The sequence below is a fragment of the Streptomyces sp. NPDC005962 genome (assembly GCF_040629205.1).
Lineage (GTDB): Bacteria > Actinomycetota > Actinomycetes > Streptomycetales > Streptomycetaceae > Streptomyces.
This window is the reverse complement of record NZ_JBEXVE010000002.1, coordinates 281,941-301,680: the sequence shown is the minus strand read 5'-3', so window position 1 is coordinate 301,680 and position 19,740 is coordinate 281,941. Positions and strand designations below refer to the sequence as shown.

General features: G+C 71.8%; 18 protein-coding genes. 6 read left to right on the top strand and 12 right to left on the bottom strand.

Translation table 11 applies throughout. The features are described 5' to 3' along the window. Nucleotide 1: 1 nt before the first annotated feature. Both ABZ370_RS05035 and ABZ370_RS05030 read right to left on the bottom strand, forming a co-directional pair. Entirely contained in the window at nt 2–1,291 is a 1,290-nt protein-coding gene (locus ABZ370_RS05035; protein WP_358617419.1) for a transposase, read from the bottom strand. A 385-nt stretch (nt 1,292–1,676) separates the two neighbouring features. Continuing rightward, nucleotides 1,677–3,224 carry a DUF4158 domain-containing protein gene (locus ABZ370_RS05030; RefSeq protein WP_358616580.1) on the bottom strand — a complete coding sequence of 516 codons (1,548 nt, stop codon included), beginning with the start codon at nt 3,222–3,224 and terminating at the stop codon, nt 1,677–1,679. A gap of 133 nt (nt 3,225–3,357) precedes the next feature. On the opposite strand from ABZ370_RS05030, the gene ABZ370_RS05025 reads away from it, so the two are divergent. Continuing rightward, a complete protein-coding gene (locus tag ABZ370_RS05025; protein ID WP_358616577.1) occupies nt 3,358–3,789 on the top strand; it encodes a hypothetical protein in 432 nt (143 codons plus the stop codon). Between the two features lie 258 nt (nt 3,790–4,047). On the opposite strand, the gene ABZ370_RS05020 is transcribed toward ABZ370_RS05025, so the two are convergent. From ABZ370_RS05020 to ABZ370_RS05010, 3 genes are all read right to left on the bottom strand, one after another. Then, nucleotides 4,048–4,530, bottom strand: a complete 483-nt coding sequence (locus ABZ370_RS05020) for a hypothetical protein (RefSeq protein WP_358616574.1) — start codon at nt 4,528–4,530, stop codon at nt 4,048–4,050. 123 nt (nt 4,531–4,653) lie between these two features. Beyond that, on the bottom strand, nt 4,654–5,055 hold the full coding sequence (locus tag ABZ370_RS05015; RefSeq protein ID WP_358616571.1) for a DUF6010 family protein: 402 nt from the start codon (nt 5,053–5,055) through the stop codon (nt 4,654–4,656). Beyond that, nucleotides 5,052–5,513 (bottom strand): hypothetical protein, encoded by a 462-nt coding sequence (locus ABZ370_RS05010; protein WP_358616569.1) that lies wholly within the window; start codon nt 5,511–5,513, stop codon nt 5,052–5,054. The genes ABZ370_RS05015 and ABZ370_RS05010 overlap by 4 nt, the downstream gene beginning before the upstream one ends. Before the next feature lie 200 nt (nt 5,514–5,713). Between ABZ370_RS05010 and ABZ370_RS05005 the strand changes: the two genes are divergently transcribed. Both ABZ370_RS05005 and ABZ370_RS05000 read left to right on the top strand, forming a co-directional pair. Further along, nucleotides 5,714–6,652 carry a helix-turn-helix domain-containing protein gene (locus ABZ370_RS05005; RefSeq protein WP_358616566.1) on the top strand — a complete coding sequence of 313 codons (939 nt, stop codon included), beginning with the start codon at nt 5,714–5,716 and terminating at the stop codon, nt 6,650–6,652. A gap of 76 nt (nt 6,653–6,728) precedes the next feature. Next, on the top strand, nt 6,729–7,778 hold the full coding sequence (locus tag ABZ370_RS05000; RefSeq protein WP_358616563.1) for an NAD(P)/FAD-dependent oxidoreductase: 1,050 nt from the start codon (nt 6,729–6,731) through the stop codon (nt 7,776–7,778). Nucleotides 7,779–7,814: 36 nt separating this feature from the next. On the opposite strand, the gene ABZ370_RS04995 is transcribed toward ABZ370_RS05000, so the two are convergent. Next, nucleotides 7,815–8,768, bottom strand: a complete 954-nt coding sequence (locus tag ABZ370_RS04995; protein ID WP_358616561.1) for an NAD-dependent epimerase/dehydratase family protein — start codon at nt 8,766–8,768, stop codon at nt 7,815–7,817. Nucleotides 8,769–8,817: 49 nt separating this feature from the next. Next, entirely contained in the window at nt 8,818–10,098 is a 1,281-nt protein-coding gene (locus tag ABZ370_RS04990; protein WP_358616558.1) for a YeeE/YedE family protein, read from the bottom strand. A 166-nt stretch (nt 10,099–10,264) separates the two neighbouring features. Here ABZ370_RS04990 and ABZ370_RS04985 point away from each other — a divergent pair, with 166 nt between their 5' ends. Beyond that, nucleotides 10,265–11,794 (top strand): amidase family protein, encoded by a 1,530-nt coding sequence (locus ABZ370_RS04985; RefSeq protein ID WP_358616555.1) that lies wholly within the window; start codon nt 10,265–10,267, stop codon nt 11,792–11,794. 50 nt (nt 11,795–11,844) lie between these two features. Here ABZ370_RS04985 and ABZ370_RS04980 read toward each other — a convergent pair whose 3' ends face one another. From ABZ370_RS04980 to ABZ370_RS04960, 5 genes are read right to left on the bottom strand one after another with little or no spacing between them, the layout of a single operon-like run. Then, complete coding sequence (locus ABZ370_RS04980) at nt 11,845–12,309, bottom strand: ribose-5-phosphate isomerase (protein WP_358616553.1); 465 nt, start codon at nt 12,307–12,309, stop codon at nt 11,845–11,847. Next, entirely contained in the window at nt 12,306–14,090 is a 1,785-nt protein-coding gene (locus ABZ370_RS04975) for a dihydroxyacetone kinase family protein (protein ID WP_358616551.1), read from the bottom strand. The genes ABZ370_RS04980 and ABZ370_RS04975 overlap by 4 nt, the downstream gene beginning before the upstream one ends. Beyond that, a complete protein-coding gene (locus tag ABZ370_RS04970) occupies nt 14,087–15,547 on the bottom strand; it encodes an FGGY-family carbohydrate kinase (protein ID WP_358616548.1) in 1,461 nt (486 codons plus the stop codon). Before ABZ370_RS04970 ends, ABZ370_RS04975 begins: the two co-directional genes overlap by 4 nt. Beyond that, nucleotides 15,544–16,659, bottom strand: a complete 1,116-nt coding sequence (locus tag ABZ370_RS04965) for a 2-hydroxyacid dehydrogenase (protein WP_358616545.1) — start codon at nt 16,657–16,659, stop codon at nt 15,544–15,546. The genes ABZ370_RS04970 and ABZ370_RS04965 overlap by 4 nt, the downstream gene beginning before the upstream one ends. A 5-nt stretch (nt 16,660–16,664) precedes the next feature. Beyond that, nucleotides 16,665–17,384, bottom strand: coding sequence for an HAD family phosphatase (locus ABZ370_RS04960; RefSeq protein ID WP_358616543.1), 720 nt, complete (start codon nt 17,382–17,384; stop codon nt 16,665–16,667). A 116-nt stretch (nt 17,385–17,500) separates the two neighbouring features. Between ABZ370_RS04960 and ABZ370_RS04955 the strand changes: the two genes are divergently transcribed. Both ABZ370_RS04955 and ABZ370_RS04950 read left to right on the top strand, forming a co-directional pair. Beyond that, nucleotides 17,501–18,304 (top strand): DeoR/GlpR family DNA-binding transcription regulator, encoded by an 804-nt coding sequence (locus tag ABZ370_RS04955; protein ID WP_358616540.1) that lies wholly within the window; start codon nt 17,501–17,503, stop codon nt 18,302–18,304. 150 nt (nt 18,305–18,454) lie between these two features. Then, nucleotides 18,455–19,717 (top strand): MFS transporter, encoded by a 1,263-nt coding sequence (locus ABZ370_RS04950; RefSeq protein ID WP_358616537.1) that lies wholly within the window; start codon nt 18,455–18,457, stop codon nt 19,715–19,717. Nucleotides 19,718–19,740: the final 23 nt, after the last annotated feature.

Genomic DNA, 19,740 nt, shown 5'->3' with positions numbered 1-19,740 from the left:
GTCAGGCGGCCTGACCGAGGCCGGCAGTGATGAGGTCCTGCTCGCGCAGCGGGGTGAAGTCGACGTCGAGTTTCGGGTCGTACGCCTCGGGCTGGATGCCGAGTTCGTGAGTGCTGTACTCGCCGAACCGGTTGATGTGTTCGGTCAGGTACGGCGAGATGTGCGCCAGGTCCTCCGGGTCGATCTCCCATCCCTCCTCCAGCAGTTGCCGCACGATCTCCGCGATGTCCAGGGCGTTGTGGAAGATCACCGCGTTCGTGAGCAAGGCGTTGAACTTCATCGCCTTCTCCTGCTCGATGGGGTCGTTGTCGGCGATGACGCCGCGGTTGCCGAAGCCGATCCACTGGGAGAACCGGTTGAACGACTCGACCTTGTTCGTTGCCGCGGTCACGCGCCGGCGCAGCGGCGCGTCCGAGAGGTAGCGCAGGAGCTGGACGGTGCGGATTACGCGGCCGACCTCGCGGAAGGCCGCGTAGGTGGCGTTCTTCCGCGACCCCGACCGCAGCCGCTTGAGCAGCGTGGAGGAGGAGATGGTGCCCTCGCGTACGGAGACGGCCACCCGCATCAGGTGGCGGAACTGGGACTCGATCAGGTCGAAGTCGATGACGTTCTTGCCCGGCTCGCCGAACAGGGCGTCGATGTGCACGTACTCGCTGTGCTTGGAGGGCCGGTAGAAGGTCAGTTCTTTCCAGTTCCTGATCCTGGGCATCAAGTCGAAGCCCAGCAGGTGGGCGAGCGCAAAGACCGGGAAGCTCTGGCCCTGCGTATCCGCGTGCACCGTGGTCGGCTGCACCTCGGACGTATTCTTCAGCAGGCCCTCGATGATGTAGACGGCCTCCCACACCCCGCACGGGATGAAGTGCGTGAACAGCGCGATGTAGGTGTCCGAGACGTGGTGGTAGGCGATGCCGCCCGGCTTGCCGTACCGCACGCTCGTCTCGGAGAGCAGGTTGTCGAGATAGGTGTCCATGTGGGTGCCGTCCGCCGCCACGGCGGTCCCGTCGCCCCACGCCTGCGAGATGTCCAGGCGGGCGTGCGCGTTCACCAGGTCGGCGACCGCCTCGTTCAGCAGCACGATCGAGAAGTGCTTGTTGGCGACGTACGACAGCTCGTGCCCGCTCACGCCGGGGATGTGCCGGGCGGCCTCGTACGGACCCATGTTGGTGCCCTTGACGAACGTGACGATGACGTAGCGGCCCAAGGGGTCGGTGAGCTTGGGCTCATTGCCCGACGGCGGGCCGAAACGGCGCCACCACTCCACCCAGTACGCGGTCCGGGCCACGATCCCCATCAGGGAACGCTCCGGCATCCTCGCCTTGATCTCCTGCTCCAGCCGCTTCGCCGAGGGCCGCTGACCGTCAGACCTAAACGCCTTCAGTGACGGGATGCCCGTCTCCGGATCGATGACCAGCCCGTCGTTCTCCGGGTACCCGGCGTCCGCCGCGGCGGCGGCGCCGCGCAGCTTGTCCTCCAGCTGCCGGCGGAAGAACGTTGCGTCGAACTCGGCGCTCTCGCCCGGCTCGGCGAGTCCGACCTCCACCAGGTAGGACCCCAGCGTCTCCTGGACGACCTCCCAGGCCAGCAGCTTTTCGGACCAGTCGGCGTACTCCTCCGAGCCGACCACCGCGACGTCGCCGGTGCGCAGTTCCTCGGCGAGCGCGGTGAAGACCATCGCCTCAAAGTGCTTGCGGACGAACTGCCCGGTCCGGGTCTTGTCGACCACTGCCTTGCGCCAGTTCTGGGTGGCGAAGGAGATGTCGACCTCCTTGCCCTCCTCGTTGAAGGCGGTGATGTACTCGCCGCGGGCCGCCTGGTGACGCTGGGCGTGCGCGAGGGCGTCCAGCACCCGGCTGTCCTCGCTGGTCGCGGTGAACTTCAGCTTGTCGTTGTCGGCAAGGTCGAACATCACCGCCCGGTCCCGGCCGATCTGCCCGTACAGCAGCACTTCCCAGAAGTTGCCGTGATGGGCGGAGACCTTCTCGATCTGCTCGTACTGCTTCGCGAACCCGCCGAAGCCGTCCACCGCGCGGGTGACCGCGCCGAACCCGCCGGCCTGCACCAACCTGAGCCTTCACCAAGGCGAGGACCGCCGGGGAGACCCTGCCCTCCAGCCGCGTCGCGACCTCGTCCACCGGCGCCTCCTCGTCCAGACCGTCCAGGGCCTGGCGGACCTCGGCGGTCATGGCCGCGGCCTTCGTGAGCGCCTCCTGGGCCGGGCCGCCCTCGTCGATGTGCTTGAGCACCGTGCGGTAGTTCCCGATCAGGGACTCTACGATCTCCCGCTCGGCGAGCCGGATCTCCTCCAGCTCCGCCTTGGCCTTCTTGATCTTCGTCGCCACCCGCTTGCAGAACATCGTCGCCAGGTCGTCCCGCACCCGCATCCGAGCCTTGTGCGTCAGGGCCCCGACCAGCGCGATGCGCTTGACCGGGGCGAAGTCCCGCAGCTCCGAGGCATCCGCCGCGTCCGCCTCCCCGGCGAAGTCGGTGACCTTCCCCGCGGCGACTCCGTCCATCCACACGTCGGTGTCACCGAGCTCGTCCAGCCATTCCAGACGCTTGGTCAGGTTCTTGAAGTGCGACCAGGTCGGGCCCTTGGCGGACTTCTTCAGCCGGTTGAACAGCGTCGTCCCGTCGCTGTCGCGGTCCTCCAGCAGTCGCATGAGCCCCGCCCGCTGAGCGGCGCTCATGCGGTCGTGGATGCCCGTGCAGATCGAGGTGTTCACCTCGGTGCGGATTTTCGAGGCCATCTTGTCGAAGGTCGAGAACCCGGGCAGTTCCAGCCCGGCCTCCACCACCTTCTCCAGCGCGATGTTGATCAGATCCGCCGGGCGGTTCTTCGCCGCGGCCTCCTTGCGGATCGACTGCTCGACGATCCCCCGGGCCCTGGCCTGGTCGTACGTCACGCCGGCCTGCTTGCGGACCAGGCCCCGGTGATGCTTGGCGGTCCGCTCCGCCCGGTACACCGGCAGCGTGCCATCCGGCAGCTCCACCGCCCGCCGGACGAAGTCCACTACCATCTCCGGGACATCCTCCAACGCCGGGAAACACCCCATGCGCCGGTACGACTTCAGCATCAGCAGCAGCGCCAGCAGATGCTCATCGCAGTCCGTGGCATCGGCCGCCCACTCCAGCTCATCGCGAGTCGGGGAGAAGAACAGGTGCAGCTCATGCGCGGTGATCAGCCGCTTGAACCGCGGATACGCGGTTCGCTCGATCGATGTCACAACCCACCCCAGGCCCCAGACGACGCTCAACATCACCACCAACGACACTGAGCCGAATGGGTGACGGCCGACGGGCGCTCAGGGCTTCAAGATCATCTCGTTGCCCCTTTGGCGCGTATCTCGGTCAGACCCCTTGTACTGGCTGATCGAGACCGGCAGCGCCAGGAGCTGGCATCTGCGCCAGGTACGCATCCTCACCGCGCTGGCCGACGAAACCACCCTGCTGGGCGTGCCTCCCGCGCACTGGACCACCGAACACCACACCTACTGGCGCGTACCCCTCGCCCACGATCGGTGCCTCACCGGCGCCGTACGGCTGCACGCGGCCTTGGCGCAGGCGGTCACCGACGTCCTGGGCCCGGCTTCCGGCGGTCGACAGCTCTGCTACCACTGCCAGTTACCGACCGACGAGCCGATCCCGGTGGCGATGGAACACGGAGGCAGCGTCGGCGGGGCGACGATCTATACCTGCCCCGCGCATGCGTCCAGCTTCGCGCAACAGCGCGACCCGTGGACCGGCGGACGTGCTGCCGCGAACCAGTCCCGCAAGCAGGGGACGGCCTGATGCGGGCCTGGCGCCGCTTCCTCGACCACGGCATGGCCTGCCCGGACTGCCTCGCCGACCGAGCGTGCCCCACGCGGGAAGCCCTGCATCACAGGTACCGCGTCACCCGTTCAAGTCGGCCATGCCGGCGTCAGCCGTAGGCGTCACCCGCAACGAAGAAGCCCCCGGCGAGTGATCTCGTCGGGAACTTCTTCGGCGGTGGCTGGGGCCGGCGCCGAACCGGCGACCTTCCGCTTTTCAGTTGAGCGGGCGGGCCGGTCAGATACGGCCGCCCGTCATCCGCGTGACGGGACCGTGGCCGCTGCGCTCCGCATGGCGGCCCACGGCGTAGGAGGCCGCGCTGAGGGCGGTGACACCGGCCGCGGCACCGGCCGCGATGAGCTTGCGGTTCTTCACGACGGACCAGGCGGTCGAGGCGGCAGAGGTCACCTGCCCCGCCGCCGAGGTCACGCCCTTCAGCGTGCTCGTCACGGCGGTGCCGGCCGACTCGGCCGCCTTGCCCGCCGTGGCCCCCACCGAGGTCACGGCGTTGCCGACGGCGCTGCCCGCACTGGTCGCGGCGCGTCCCGCGCCGGTCCCCACGGACTTGGCGACACCGGCGGTCGACTGGCCCGCGGACTCCGCCTTCGCCGCCGTCTTCTCCGCCGCCTTCGCGGAGGTCTCCTTGGCCTTCGCGGCTGTCGCCTTCGTGGCCTTGGTCGCCCGGTCGGTCGATTCGTTGTTCGCTCCTGCGTTAGCCATGCTGTGCGAATTGCCCGATCCGGCCGATACAAACAAGGCATGAAGATTCCGGAGAGGCGCTGTGGCGCGCCGGACGCGATCCGGCGCACCACCCGCGCCCGGGCGAACGCCTCCCCTGCCCGGTCAAGTGGGCTTGACCCGGCCGCGGATGAGGCCGATCAGCGAGGGGCCGCCCCGGAAACACCACAGGGCGATGACGGGGTCGCAGAGGGCGCAGCCGAGGGAGGAGTCGTGGGCGAAGGGGATGATCGGGTTGCCCTTGACATGGTGCACCACGTCCCACGCGGTGTGCAGGAGCCAGCCGATGCCGATGAACGTCCAGGACTCCAGCCCGCGGTAGGCGACGTAGGTGATGGCGGCGGTGGCGGGGAATTCCCAGCCGCCCAGGCCGCCACCGCTGAGGTAGGCCGCCCCCGCTCCCGCCACCATGATGGCGTTGAAGCGGCGTCGGTGCGGTTCACGGATCAGCGACATCAGCAGGGCGTAGACGACGCCGACGACGATCGGCGCGACGTACACGGTCACGCTCCCGTGGTGGAGCCGGGGCGGATGATCATCAGGATGGTGACCGTGGCCCACAGCAGGTTGAACACGCCGGTCAGCATGGCGAGGCGGCCCGGCGCGCCGAGGGCGGCGCCGGGAGTCCCGGCCGCGGTGAGGGCACCCTCCTGGGCGGGCAGGATCTGCAGGGCCAGGACGGCGGCGGCCACGGCGGTCAGGACGATCGAGGCGATCAGCCATGCGCTGCCGAGGACACCGAGGCTGCTGGCGGTGGCGAACCCGGAGACCGGTACGGCGACGCCGACGGCGGCGTAGACGCGGCAAATGCGGTGCAGCATCCGCAGGTTGGCGAGGGCCTCGTGGTCGTCCGGGTCGCCATGGGCGCGGCGCAGGGCGGGCGGGAACATGCTCGCGGCGACGGTGACGGGGCCGATGGCCACCACGGCGGCCAGGACATGGAGGGTGAGGAAGAGTTTCGTCATGGGTGTCGACCCCTGAGGCGTGATCAGAACGGGAACGCCACCGAAGGTATTCGGCTGCCGCCCCGCCTCCCAGTGGCATGAGCGCCACCTTTCAACGGGATAGTGCCATCGCCGCCATCGCTGGCGAGAACGCTCCCGACCTGCGACGAAGTCGCGAACATCGCGCTCCGGACCACCCTGCGAGGGGGTATCTTCCGGCCATGCACACCATCGCCGTTCTCGCACTGGACCAGGTGATCCCGTTCGACCTGTCCACGCCGATCGAGGTCTTCACCCGCACCCGGCTGCCGGACGGGCGCTCCGGCTACCAGATCCGGGTGTGTGCCGAGCCCCGGGACATCGACACCGGGGCATTCGTCCTGCGCGCGCACTGGGGTCTCGACGGGCTCAAGGGGGCGGACACGATCATCCTGCCCGGCACCGCCACCCCGTCGGCCCCGCTGGCGCCCGCTGTCCGCGACGCCCTGCGGGCGGCGGCCGCGGACGGCACACGGATCGCCTCCATCTGCTCGGGCACCTTCATCCTGGCCGCCACCGGTCTCCTCGACGGCCTGCGGGCCACCACCCACTGGCTCGCGGCCGCATCCCTGGCCGCCGCCTACCCGGACATCGAGGTGGACCCGGACGTCCTGTACGTCGACAACGGCCAGTTCCTCACCTCCGCAGGTGCCGCCGCGGGTCTGGACCTGTGCCTGCACATGATCCGCCGCGACTACGGCTCGGCCGTCGCCGCGCACGCGGCCCGGCTGTCGGTGATGCCGCTCGAACGCGAGGGCGGGCAGGCGCAGTTCATCGTCCACGATTACCCGCCCACCCCGCAGGGCTCCGTCCTCGAACCCCTGCTCGCCTGGCTGCAGGACAACCTGGGCCACGACCTCACCCTCGCCGACATGGCCGCCCGCGCCGGAACCAGCACCCGGACCCTGATACGCCGCTTCCGCGAGCAGACCGGCACCACCCCGCTCCAGTGGCTGCACCGCGCCCGCATCCGCCAGGCCCAGCACCTCCTGGAGACCACACCCCACTCCGTCGAACGCATCGGCGCCCAGGTCGGCTTCGGCTCCCCCACCGCCTTCCGCGACCGCTTCAAACGCACCACCGGGGTCAGCCCGCACACCTACCGCCGCACCTTCAGCTGATTTGCCGCTATGGCAATCTTTCTTGCTCGATTCGCGTCACCGCGCGCACTCTGCGGTGGACAAGGAGGTGGCGCACATGAGCGAGCAGATGAGTGCGTACGACGTGGTGGTGATCGGCGGCGGTGCCGCGGGGCTGAGCGGGGCGCTCACCCTGGGGCGGGCCCGGCGGTCGGTGCTCGTCATCGACGGGGGCGAGCCGCGTAACGCACCCGCGGCAGGGGTCCACGCCTACCTCGGCCACGAGGGCAGGCCACCCGGTGAACTGCTGGCGGCCGGACGCGACGACGTACGGTCCTACGGCGGCCGGATCAGCCGGGGACACGTCACCGCCGTCGAACAGGACACGGCCGGGTTCAGCGTCCGCCTCGCCGATGGCGGCGCGGCCCGTGGCCGACGGCTGCTGGTGGCGACAGGACTGGTCGACGAACTGCCGGAGGTGCCGGGCCTTGCCGAGCTGTGGGGCAAGGACGTCCTGCACTGCCCCTACTGCCACGGCTGGGAAGTACGAGACCTGGCGATCGGCATCCTGGCCACCGGGCCCATGGCGGTGCACCAGGCCCTGCTGTGGCGGCAGTGGAGCGACAACGTCACCCTCTTCGCGCACACCGCGCCCGAGCCGGGCGACGACGAGTACGAGCAGTTGGCCGCCTGTGGCATCGCGGTGGTCGACGGCGACGTGGCCGCCCTGGAACGGGAGAGCGGCCGGCTGACCGGCGTACGGCTGGCGGACGGCACCCTCGTCGCCTGCCAGGCCTTGGCCGTCGCGCCCCGGTTCACCGCCCGCGCGGGCTTCCTGGCCGGGCTCGGCCTGGAACCGGTCGAGCAGGAGATGGCCGGAACCGTGATCGGCTCCAGCGTCCCGGCCGATGCCACCGGGCGGACCGCTGTGCCCGGTGTGTGGGTGGCGGGCAACGTGGCGAGCATCATGGAACAGGTCGTCGGCGCCGCCGCCGCGGGGGCCCGTGCCGCCGGAGCCATCAACGCCGACCTGGTCGCCGAGGACACCCGCCTCGCCGTCGCCACCCGGCGCGGCGCCACCGCCCCGCGCACCGGGACCGCCTTCTCGGCCGAGATGGAACGCCAGGTCAGCGAGCGTGTCCTGAGCCATAGTCGGCACGGGCTGTGAAGGTCCCGACCGGCAAGCCATCCGCCCGATCGTGCGTCACCCCGCGCTGCCCAGTCGCGCTCGCCACCACTCCACCGTCGCTCCGATCTGCTCGTCGACGGGGGTGGCGCGCACCGCGAACTCGGCTTCGTAGGCGCTCGAATCGACCACGAACGGCCGGTCGAACTGGTAGCGGATCTCCTTGAGCGCACGGATCAGCGGGGAGAACGCCGACGCGACGCCCAGGACGGCCGGCGGCAGCCCGCGCACCGCGACCGGCCCCGTTGCCGCATGGGCGGCGAGGCGGTCGGCCATCTGCCGGGCGGACAGCGCGGGCTCCGTCGGCACGTGCCAGGCGCGCCCCCAGGCCCGTTCCTCGCCCGCGACCTCGACGAGTGCCCTGGCCACGTCGGGGAGGTAGGTCCAGCTGTGCGGGGCGTCCGGATCTCCGAGCGCGGAGACCGGTTTGCCGCGCAGCAGACGTGGCATGACCCGCGCGGCCAAGTGCCCGCCGTCCGTCACGCCGGGGCCGAAGAAGTCCGAGGCCCGTACTTCGACCGCCTTGATACGGCCCTGCTCGTGCAGGCTCCGTGCCTGCTCCCACGCGGCGGCGCGCACCCGGCCCTTCGGGCCGGTGGCCGCGAGCGGCAGCTTCTCGGTCAGGGGGCCGTCCACCGGGCCGTAGCCGTAGAGGTTGCCCAGCATGACCAGGACGGCCCCGGTCGCCTCGGCGGCCGCGCAGGCCGACGTCATCAGCGGCGGCCACTCACTCGCCCAGCGTTGGTAGGGCGGTGCGGCGCAGTGATGGATCGCGGTGGCGCCGCGCGCGGCCGCGGTCAGCTCCTCGCTGTTCGTCGCGTCCAACGCGACGTGCTCGACGCCGGGTTCCGCGCCGGGCTCCGCGCCGCGCCCCGACCTGGTGACGACCCGTACGGAATGGCCCTGTTCGGCCAGCAGCCGGGCGGTGGCAGCCCCGGCGGGCCCGAATCCCACAACGACATGAAGGCTCACGCGCGCACACTAGCGCGCGTGAGTCCCGCTCTCTACAGGAATGTCACCCTCAGCAAATGCCGTCGCCCGGCTTCGGGTTGCCGAGTCCGAAGAGCGGCCGCAGCTTCAGTCCGGCCCAGGTGCCCAGCAGCGCGAAGGCTCCCCAGAGCCAGCCGTGGAGGCTGCCCGAGGCGATGCCCGCGAGGTACGCGCCGATGTTGCAGCCGCCCGCCAGCCGGGCGCCGATGCCCATCAGCACCCCGCCGAGCACGGCCGCGACCGCCGTACGCCACGGCACGCCGCGGTGGAGCGTCCACGTACCGCCGAGTGCCGCGGCGGCCGCCGCGCCGATCATGATGCCGATGTCGGTGAGGCTGGTCTTGTCCGCGAGCACCGGCCCGGCGAGCATCTCCTTGTTTCCGGGCTGCTGCCACCAGCTCCAGGTCTCCGGGTGGCCGCCGAGGGCTCGTACCAGCTCCGCTCCCCACAGGCTGAAGGCGCTGGTGACGCCCCACGCGCCGCCGGACACCAGCAGCACCCCGGCGCCCAGCACGCCCAGCGCCAGGGCGCCGACGGCCAGCGGCCAGGAGCCGCGCAGCACCCGGGCGGCGGCGCCGCGCGCGGAGGGCACCGGGCCGGTCGGCGGCGGGGTGCGGCGGGCCTGTACGAGACGGCTGACCAGGACGACGGCGGCGAGCACGAGGATCGTCACCGCCCAGGAGCCGAACCAGCCGATGTGGTCGGCCATGAGGACCGGGTCCAGCGCGGGCAGGTCCTTCCACAGGTCGAACTGCCAGGCGGCGAGCGTCGCACCGCCGATGAAGCCGCCGAGGGTGAGCACGATCGACGACTGCCCCGAGCCGACCGCGAAGAGGGTGCCGGACGCGCACGCGCCGCCGAGCTGCATACCGACGGCGAAGACGAACGAGCCGATCAGCAGCCCCAGGCCCAGCGGTCCGGCCGAGGGCGCCGGGACGGACCCGAACAGTCCGGTCCCCGTGCCGATGAGCAGGGCGAACAGCGTGGCCGTGGTGCCGAGCAGCAGGGTGTGGGCGCGCAGCCCGGTGCCGTTGCCGACGGCGACCAGCTGCCGCCAGGCGGAGGTGAACCCGAAGCGGGAGTGGAAGAGCGCGATGCCCAGCCCGAGTCCGAGCAGCAGCAGGACGCCGGGCTTGGCGCCCTGCGCGGACCACACGTACGCGGTCAGCGCCGTGGCGAGCAGCCCGGACACGGCGAGCGGTACCCGGCGTACCGGCGGCGCGGCGGGCGCCTCCGGCCGGGGCGCGGAGGTGGGTGAGGGGGACAGCAGCGCGGCGGTCTTCGACGCCTCGGCGGGCGGGGCGGTGGTCACGGGCGGACTCCGGGGACGTTCGGGAATGCGGTTGGGTGTCGGCGACGCGAAAGGGTCTTGCGGCGGGCCGCCACCCTATTGTGCGCTGATCCTTATGAGGAGCATCGGGTCCATGAGGAGCAAGTAAGGCATGAGGAGTATGTGGGGTATGAGGAACACGAGGGGTATGAACAGGCGGCGCACCGCCGTGGCGATCGCCGCGCTGGTCGTGGGTTCCCTTGGCACGGGCGCGCCGCCACGGGCGGAAGCGGCCGACGCCGCCGCCGTCGATCTCGACACGGTGACGATCCCGGAGTTGCAGGCGCGTATGGCGGGCGGTTCCCTGACCTCGTCGGCCCTGACCAGCGCCTATCTGCGGCGGATCGACGCCATCGACCCCACCATTCACGCCGTGTTGCGCACCGACCCGACGGCGCCGCGCCAGGCCGCCGCCAGCGACGCCCGGCACCGGCGCGGTCAGACCCGTGGCCCGCTCGACGGCATCCCCGTGCTGCTCAAGGACAACGTGAACACCCGCGGCATGCCCACGACGGCCGGGTCGCTGGCACTGGCGGGCAGTCCGCCGGACGCGGATGCCGCGCTGGTGACCCGGCTGCGGGACGCGGGGGCGGTGATCCTCGGCAAGACCAACCTGTCCGAGTGGGCGAACTTCCGTGCGCAGAAGCCGACGTCGGGGTGGTCGGCGGTGGGCGGGCAGACCAGCAATCCGTACGTACTGGACCGGAATCCCTGCGGGTCCTCCGCCGGTTCGGGCGCCGCGCTCGCCGCGTCCCTGGCGCAGGTGGCGATCGGCACCGAGACGGACGGTTCCATCGTGTGCCCGGCCGGGATGAACGGGGTGGTCGGGCACAAGCCCAGTCTCGGCCTGGTCAGCCAGGACGGAGTGGTGCCGATCTCCGCGGAGCAGGACACCGCGGGGCCCATGGCACGCAACGTGACCGACACCGCGCTCACCCTCTCGGTGCTCAGCGGCGACACCTCATACGCCCGGGGGAACGCGGTCAGCCCCGGCAGCGTGCGCGGCAAACGGATCGGCCTGTGGCGGCTGCCGTCGCTCGGCGCGGACGTGGACGCCGTGATGTCCCGTACGGCGGAGCGGCTGCGGAGCGCGGGAGCCGAGGTCGTCGAGGTGACTCCCCCGTATCAGGAGCGCCTCGCCGAACTGGAATTCCCGGCGCTGCTGAGCGAGTTCCACCGCGACATCGACGCGTATCTCGCCACCCGGAAGGGGCCGAGCGACCTCGCCGAGCTGGTCGAGTTCAACCGCACCCACCCGGCGGAGCGGACCTGCTTCGCGGGCCAGGAGCTGTTCGAGCAGGCGTTGGCCGCACCCGCCACCACGGACCCGGGATACCGGGCCATGCGCGCCGAGTTGAAGGATCTCTCCCGGCGTTCCATCGACGAGACCATGGCCGCCCACCGGCTTGACGCCATCGCCTCACCGACGAACCCGCCCGCCTGGACGACGGACTGCGCACGGGGTGACAACGATGTGATCCCGTCCTCCACCCCGGCGGCCGTGGCCGGGTACCCGTCCCTGTCGGTGCCCGCCGGAACGGTGGACGAGCTGCCGGTGGGCCTGCTGCTGATGGCCGGTGGCCACCAGGACGGCGAGCTGCTGTCGCTGGGGGCCGCGGTGGAGCGGCGGCTGCACGCGTGGCGGGCACCGCGCTATCTGCCGTCGAACACCCCGTAGGCGCCGCGTCAGCTCTCGTTGGCGTCGCGTCAGCCCTAGTAGGCGCCGCGTCAGCTCTCGTAGGCGCGGATGGCGGCGACCTTCTCCGCCGAGGGGGAGGTCTCGTCGAAGCGCTGTGCGAGCCAGTCGTCGGTCAGCGCGCGGGCGAGTTCCAGGCCGATGACGCGCTGGCCGAAGCAGAGCACCTGGGCGTTGTTGCTGAGGACGGAGCGGCGTACGGAGTAGGTGTCGTGGGCGGTGACCGCGCGGATGCCGGGCACCTTGTTGGCGCTGATGGCCACGCCGAGGCCGGTGCCGCACACCAGGAGGGCGCGGTCGGCGATGCCGTCGGCGACGTGGCGGGCCGCCTCCACCGCCACGTGCGGGTAGGCGGTGTGCTCGTCGCTGCCCACGCCGACGTCGATGACCTCGGCGACCCGGGGGTCGGCCAGCAGATCCTGCTTGAGGGCTTCCTTGTAGCCGTATCCGGCGTCGTCGCAGCCGACGACGATCCGGAACGGGGTCGCGGTGGTCATACGGCATCGCTTCCTGTCGTCGCGGGAGTTGTGGGGAGGGTGGCGACCGCGGTCAGTACCGCGGCGAGCGAGGTGGCCCCGGGGTCGGGGGTGCCCACGCTGCGGTCGGCGAGCGGGCGGGCGCGGCCGAGGCGGGGGCGCAGGGTGGCGGTGTGCTCGGCGGCCGTACGGGCTTCGGCCGTGGCCGACGCGTACGCCTCGGCCACCGGGGTTCCGGCGCGCAGCCGCATCGCGAAGGCCGTGGCGAACGGGGCGAGCGCGTCGACCAGGGTCTTGTCGCCCACTTCGGCCCCGCCCAGCGAGGTGACAGCGGTGAGCGCCTCCATGGCGGCGGCCGCCAGCTCCTCGCGCCCGGGCGCCCGGTCCGCCGGGAATACGGCGCCGAGGGCGCGCAGCGCCGCGCCCCACAGCGCACCGGAGGTGCCTCCGGCTTCCGCTGCCCAGGCGTCACCGGCGGCGGTGAGCACCACGGCCGGGGCGAGCTGTTCGGTGTGCGCCTTCTCGGCGGCCGCGAGGGCCGCGTCGACGCCCTTGCACATGCCGCGGCCGTGGTCGCCGTCGCCCGCGACGGCGTCCAGTCGGCCCAGTTCCGCCGCGTCCCGGTGCAGCGTGTCGCGGGCGGCACGCAGGGCGTGGACGGCCAGTTCCGCGACCTCGGCCGCCGCGCCGGACGCGGTGGCGGCCCGGTCCGGGCGGCGCGCGGCGGCGGGTCGTCCGGTGTCGGCGGAGGCGTCGGCCGTGGCGGTGTTGGTGTTGGTATCACCGGCCGGGAGTTCGGGCAGGGCGCCTCGGCGGAAGGCGGGGGTGTCGGCGGGGGCGCGCCACAGCCGCTCCAGCTCGTCGTCCAGCCAGCTCAGGGTCAGCGAGCAGCCCGCCATGTCGAGGCTGGTGACGAGTTCGCCGACCTCGGGGCGTACGGGGGTGAGCCCGGCCTCGTCCAGCAGCCGGGCCACGGCGCCCCACACCACGTACAGCTCCTCGTACTTGGTGGCGCCGAGGCCGTTGAGGACGACGGCGACCCGCCCGCCGTCGCCCGCGTCGGCGGGCCGCTCCGCCAGCACCCCGGCCACCAGGGTGCGGGCCAGCTCCTCCGCCGTGCCGAGGGCGTCCTCGCTCACACCCGGTTCGCCGTGGATGCCGAGGCCGAGGCCGAGACGGCCCTCGGGGACGGTGAACAGGGGGGCGTCGCCGCCGGGCAGGGTGCAGCCGTCGAAGGCGACGCCGAGGGTGCGGGTGCGGGCGTTGGTGTGCTCGGCGACGCGGACGACCTCGGCCAGCGGGGCGCCCTCCTCGGCCGCCGCCGACGCCGTCTTGAAGACGACGAAGCCGCCCGCGATGCCACGCCGCCGCGCCACCTGGTCGGCGGGTGCGGAGGCGATGTCGTCGGTGACGGCGAAGCAGCGGGCGGGAATGCCGTCGCCCTCCAACTGCCGTGCCGCGAGGCCGAAGTTCATCACATCACCGGCGTAGTTGCCGAAGAGGAAGAGGACACCGCCGCCCGCCTCCGCCGCTTCGGCGACCGAGCGGGCGCGGGCGGCCGACGGGGAGGTGAACACGTCGCCGATGACCGAGCCGTCGGCGAATCCGGCGCCCACGACACCGCAGAAGGCGGGATAGTGGCCGGAGCCGCCGCCGGTGAGGACCGCCACCTTCCCCGCAGGGGTGGCGCGGGCGCGCACCACCCCGCCGGGGACGGCCCGTACATGCTCGGGGTGGGCGGCGGCGAACCCGGTGATCATGTCGTCGGTGAACCGGGCGGGGTCGTTGAAGAGCCTGGTCATCGTGTGCTCCAGCCGTCGCGTGCGGCATCGAGGGCGAGGCGGTAGTCGGCGTAGCCCTCGGCGTAGTGGTCGATCAGCCCGCGCTCGGCGGGCACGGTACGGCGGGGCGCGCGCCAGACGCCGGTGTCGACGGGCATGCCGAGCGAGTACCAGGCGGTCTGGGCGGCGCCACGGATGCCCACCGCGTCGTCGCAGACCTCCAGGTCGCGGCCGAGGACTCCGGCGAAGATGCGCGCCCATTCCCCGGAGCGGGCGCCGCCGCCGCACGCGGTGATGGCCCCGCTGACGCCGAGGGTGTCCATACAGTGCCGGGCCGAGTAGGCGACGGCCTCGCACAGCGCCCGTACCAGGTCGGCGCGGCCGGTCAGCGGGGAGAGGCCGTCGAAACGGCCGCGGGCCCGCGCGTCGACGAAGGGGGCGCGCTCACCGCTCGCGGACAGGAACGGCAGCGCGGTGACGCCCGCGGCGCCGGGCGCGGACTGGACGAGCAGCGCGTCCAGCGCCTCGATCTTCACGTCGAGCAGCTTCAGCAGCCAGTCCAGGCCCGCGGTGCCGATCATGGCGGGCATGACGCGCAGGAACCGGCCCTCGTACGGGGTGGCCAGGACCATTCCGGCGGGTTCGTCGGTGGCGGCCGGGCGCGGCTCGCTGTCGAGGGTCTGGGCGGCGAGGGTGGTGCCGATGATGAGGTTGCCCTCGCCGGGTTCGGCGACTCCCGAGCCGAAGGCGCAGGCCGGTATGTCGAACGGACCGGCGGAGACCGGCAGTCCGGCGGGCAGGCCCAGCCGCCGCGCGGCCTCGGGCAGCAGCCGGTGCAGGGTGCCGGGCGGCGCCGGGTCCGGCAGCAGTCGACGGTGGTCGGACAGTCCGCACAGTTCGAGCGCGGCGTCGTCGTACGTACGGGTGGCGACGTCGAGGAACGGCTGCGAGGCGTCCGAGGCGTCGACGGTCACCTCGCCGGTCAGCCGCTGCACGACGGCGTCCACGCAGTACCCGGCGACGTGGGCCGCCGCCAGCCGGTCCGGCTCGTGTTCGGCGAGATGGGCCAGCAGGGGTGCGGCGGACCCGGGGAACAGGCCGACGCCGGTACGCCGGTGCAGGGCGCGCAGGGTGCCGTCGGCGGTCCACCGGTCGAGCCGGTCCGCGGCCCGGCCGTCCATCCAGGACAGCGCGCGGCCGACGGGGGCGCCGGTGGCGTCGCGCAGCCACAGGCCGTCGCCCTGCCCGGTGAGGGCCAGGGCCTCGACCGGTTCGCCCTTCATCTGCGCGGTGTCGGCGAGGGCCGCCCGTATGACGGTCTCCACCGTGCCCACGACGTCGTCCAGATCCTGTTCGACGCGCTGGCCGGGCAGGGTGTAGACGGTGCTGCGGGCCTCGTGGGCGGGGGTGGTGCGGCCGTCGCGGGAGATCAGCTGGGCCTTGGTGACCGACGTACCGATATCGACTCCGACGATCACGATCGGCCTCCGGTCAGCACCTCCGGGTTGGCGACGTGCCGCAGCGGGTCGCCGCGCAGGAAGCGGGCGGCCTCGGCCGCGGTGATCGTGGCGGCCCGGTCGGCGGTCTGCCGGGTGGCGCCCGCCAGATGCGGCGTGACGATGACGTTGGGGGCGCGGTGCAGCGGCCAGTCGGCCGGGGGCGGTTCGACGTCGTAGACGTCGAGCGCGAGCGCGCCGAGCCGACCGGACTCCAGCAGCCCGGGCAGCGGGGCGTAGTCGAGCAGATCGCCACGGGCCGAGTTGACGAGGACGGCGCCCTCGGGCAGCAGCGCGAGGTTCTCGGCGTTGAGCAGATGCCGCGTCTCGGGGGTGACCCGGGCGTGCAGGCTCACCACCGAGCTGCGCCGCAACAGGTCGTCCAGGCCGGTGAGTTCGACCCCGTCGGCCTGCGCCTTGGCCGGGTCCGCGTACGGGTCGGACACCAGGACGCGGGCGCCGAAGGCGCGCAGCACGCGGGCGACGATCGCGCCGATGGCGCCGTACCCGACGAGGCCGACGGTGGCGCCGTCGAGTTCCAGCCCGGCGTTCTCGTAGGCGTAGTAGTCGCCGCGCCACACGCCCTCCTTGAGGGCGGCGTCGGCGAAGGTGATGCGGCGCAGGGCGGCGAGGATCAGGCCGACGGCGAATTCGGCGGCCGCGGCGGCGTTGCGCCCGGGGGTGAAGGTGACGGGGATTCCGGCGGCGGTGGCGGCGGCCACGTCCACGTTGACGGGGCCGCCGCGGGCCACGCCGATGAACTTCAGCTGGGGCGACTCGCGGATGACGCGGGCGGTGAAGGGCGCCATCTGGGTGAGGGCGACACTCGCGTCACCGAGCGCCTCCAGCACCTGTTCCTCGGTGCCGCTGGCCTCCTTGACGCCGCCGTTTCCGTCGGCGTCGGCCCCGACCGGGCCGAAGGGTTCGTTCGGCCAGCGGGTGCGCAGCGTACGGAAGGCCAGCCCTGCGGAGGGCGCGGCCCCGCTCTGGGCAGCCCCGCCGAGGGCGGCCTCGCTGAGGGCGGCCTCGCTGAGGGCGGCGGAGAAGAGTTCGGGGGCGATGAAGTCGTCGCCTGCTACCAGGACCGTGGTCATGTCGGTCACTCCCCTCGGGTGTCGGGCTGGGCGTCGAGCTTGCTGAGCAGGAAGTCGCGTACGGCTCCATGGTCCGGGGAGCGGAAGGCGGCGGCCGCGAGGGCGTCCTCGGCCGGTGGGTACTGCGGATTGGGGATGGCCACGACGGTCATCCCGGCGGCCGCCGCGGCGCGCAGTCCGTTGCTGGAGTCCTCGACCGCGAGGCAGCGCTCCGGGGCCACGCCGAGCGCGCTCGCGGCGGCGAGATAGACGTCCGGGCTCGGCTTTCCGCGCGGCACCTCGGCGCTGGAGACGGTCGCCTTGAAGTGGTGGTCGACCGCGTGGTGGACGAGGACGGCGTCGATGACCCGGCGCGGCGCGGAGGAGGCGAGCGCGACGGGGCCGCGCTCGGCCGTGTCGGTGATCATCTCGCGGGCGCCGGGCAGCAGCTCGATGCGCCCGTCGGCCAGCGCCTGGACCATGCCGTCGACGACGGTCCGTTCGGTGTCCTCGGCGGTCCCCTGGGCGCCTTCGGTCGCCTGGGCGCCTTCGGCGGAGCCGTCCGCCCCGCAGAAGCGGGTGAGGTAGGCGGCCCATTCGGGGGCGCTCATCCCCTGGACGTCACGGGTCTGGTCCGGGCCCCAGGAACGGCCGTGTGCGGCGGCGTACGCGGTCCACAGCTCCTCCCACAGATGCTCGCTCTCCACCAGTACGCCATCCATGTCGAAGACCACTGCGTCGGCCATGCGTACCCCTGATCCCCTTGATCCCCTGGCTGCTGATTACGTCACAGCGAAATTAACAGTCGCGGTGTGACTTGTCACTGGTTCCATGTGAGAAATCGGCACGGCAGGATGGAGCCATGACTCTCCCGTCTTCGCGCGGTGCGCGGCAACAGCGACACCAAGTGATCGTCGACCACGTTCTGGCCCGGGGGGACGCCACCGTGGCCGAACTCGCCGAGCTGACCGGCGTCAGCCTGATGACGGTCCACCGGGACATCGCCGAGCTGGCGGACCGCGGCATCCTGCGCAAGTACCACGGCGGTGTCTCCGCGCAGCCCTCGATGGTCTTCGAGTCCAGTTCGGACTTCCGGCTGCACGCGCACCGCGAGGAGAAGGATGCGCTGGCCCGCGCCGCGCTGCCGTTCGTGGCGCCGGGGATGTCGGTGATGCTGGACGACTCGACCTCGGCGCTGGCCCTGGCCCGGATGCTGCCCGACGTGGGGCCGCTGACCGTGGTGACCAATTACCGCCTGATCACGGAGGAGCTGAGGAACGCCGAGGGCATCCGGCTGATCTGCGTGGGCGGCGAGTACTCGCGCACCCACGACTCGTGGATCGGACTGCCCGCGATCGACATGATCAGCGGCATCTCGGTCGATCTGACCGTGCTGTCCACCTCCGGGATGACCGCGGGCATGACGTTCCATCAGGAGCAGGAGATCGTCAGCATCAAGCGGGCGGCCCGGCAGGCGGGCGCGACGAGCGTGCTGCTCATGGACCACAGCAAGGTGGGCCGCCGGGCGCTGCACCGGCTGGAGAGCGTGGACTCCTTCGACCATGTGCTGCTGACCGGCCCGGTGGACGAGGAGCTGGTGCGGGAGATGCGGGAGCTGACCGATGTGCGGGTGATCGAGGGGGGTTCGAGGGGAATCGAGGCGTGATCGAGGCGTGACCGAGGCGGGACCGAGCGTGATCCAGGCGGGATAATTAACATCCGATCTCGTTAGTCTTACCAAGACTCTTGATATTTCTCTCGGCGCGCTTGAGTATCTGCGGTCATACTCCGTCAACACCTCAGAGTGGAGGTAGCGATGCCGAAAGCCTTGGTCCTGGGCTATGTGGGCGTGCTCCTGTTCATGATCGGCGATGGCGTCGAATCCGGCTTCATCGCCCCGTACATGGCCGACCACGGCGCCGGGACGGACGTACGGGCCGGGTACGTCATCACGGTGTACGGCATCGCCGTCATGCTGGCGTCCTGGTTCTCCGGCGCGCTCTGCCAGGTGTGGGGGCCGCGCCGGGTGATGTGGGTGGGCCTGGTGATCTGGGCCGTCTTCGACGCCGCGTATCTGCTCTTCGCCCTGGGCACCGAGAACTACCCGCTGATGCTGCTCTTCTACGGCCTCCGGGGCTTCGGCTACCCGCTCTTCGCGTTCGGCTTCCTCGTCTGGATCACCAACACGGCACCGAAGGCCCGGCTGGGTACGGCCGTCGGCTGGTTCTACTTCGCCTTCACCGGCGGCCTGCCCACCCTCGGCTCGCTGTGGTCGAGCCTGACCATCCCCTCGTTCGGCCGCCTCGGCACGCTGTGGTCCGCGCTCGCCCTCATCCTCCTCGGCGGTGCCATCGCCCTCGTCGGCGCGCGCCGGAGGCCCGGCGGTGACCGGATGGCGCCACCGGAGGTCACCACCGGGGAGAGCCTGCTCAACTCGGTCTCCATCATCTGGACCCATCCGCGTGTCCTGGTGGGCTGCCTGGTCCGGGTCATCAACACCGCCCCCGAGTTCGGCATGCTGGTGTACCTGCCGCGGATCTTCTCCGACGACGTCGGCTTCGGCGAGGACAAGTGGCTTCAGCTGCTGGCGATCATCTACGGCACGAACATCTTCTTCAACCTCATCTTCGGTGTCCTCTCCGACCGCATCGGCTGGCGCACGACCATCGCCGGTTTCGGCGCCCTGGGCTGCGCGATCAGCGTCACGACGCTGTACTTCGTACCGGTGTGGCTCGGCCCGGACTACTTCTGGGTCGCGGTGCTCGCGGGCATGTTCTACGGGGCGACCCTCGCGGGGTTCGTGCCCATCTCGGCGCTCATCCCGTCGATGGCCCCGGAGAACAAGGGCGGTTCGATGGCCCTGCTCAACCTGGGCGCGGGCGGCGCGGCCTTCGTCGGCCCGGCGCTCGCCAGCCTGTTCTTCCCGCTCGTCGGCGCCGGCGGAGTCACCCTGGTCTTCCTCGCCCTCTATCTCGTCGCGTTCGTGCTGACGCTGCTGCTGAAGCTGCCGGAGGAGCGGGACGGCGAGCCGACGGCCCCCGATCAGCCCCGGGCGGGCGCGACCACGACCTCCGCGTAACGTCGTAAACCGCTCTACGGAAC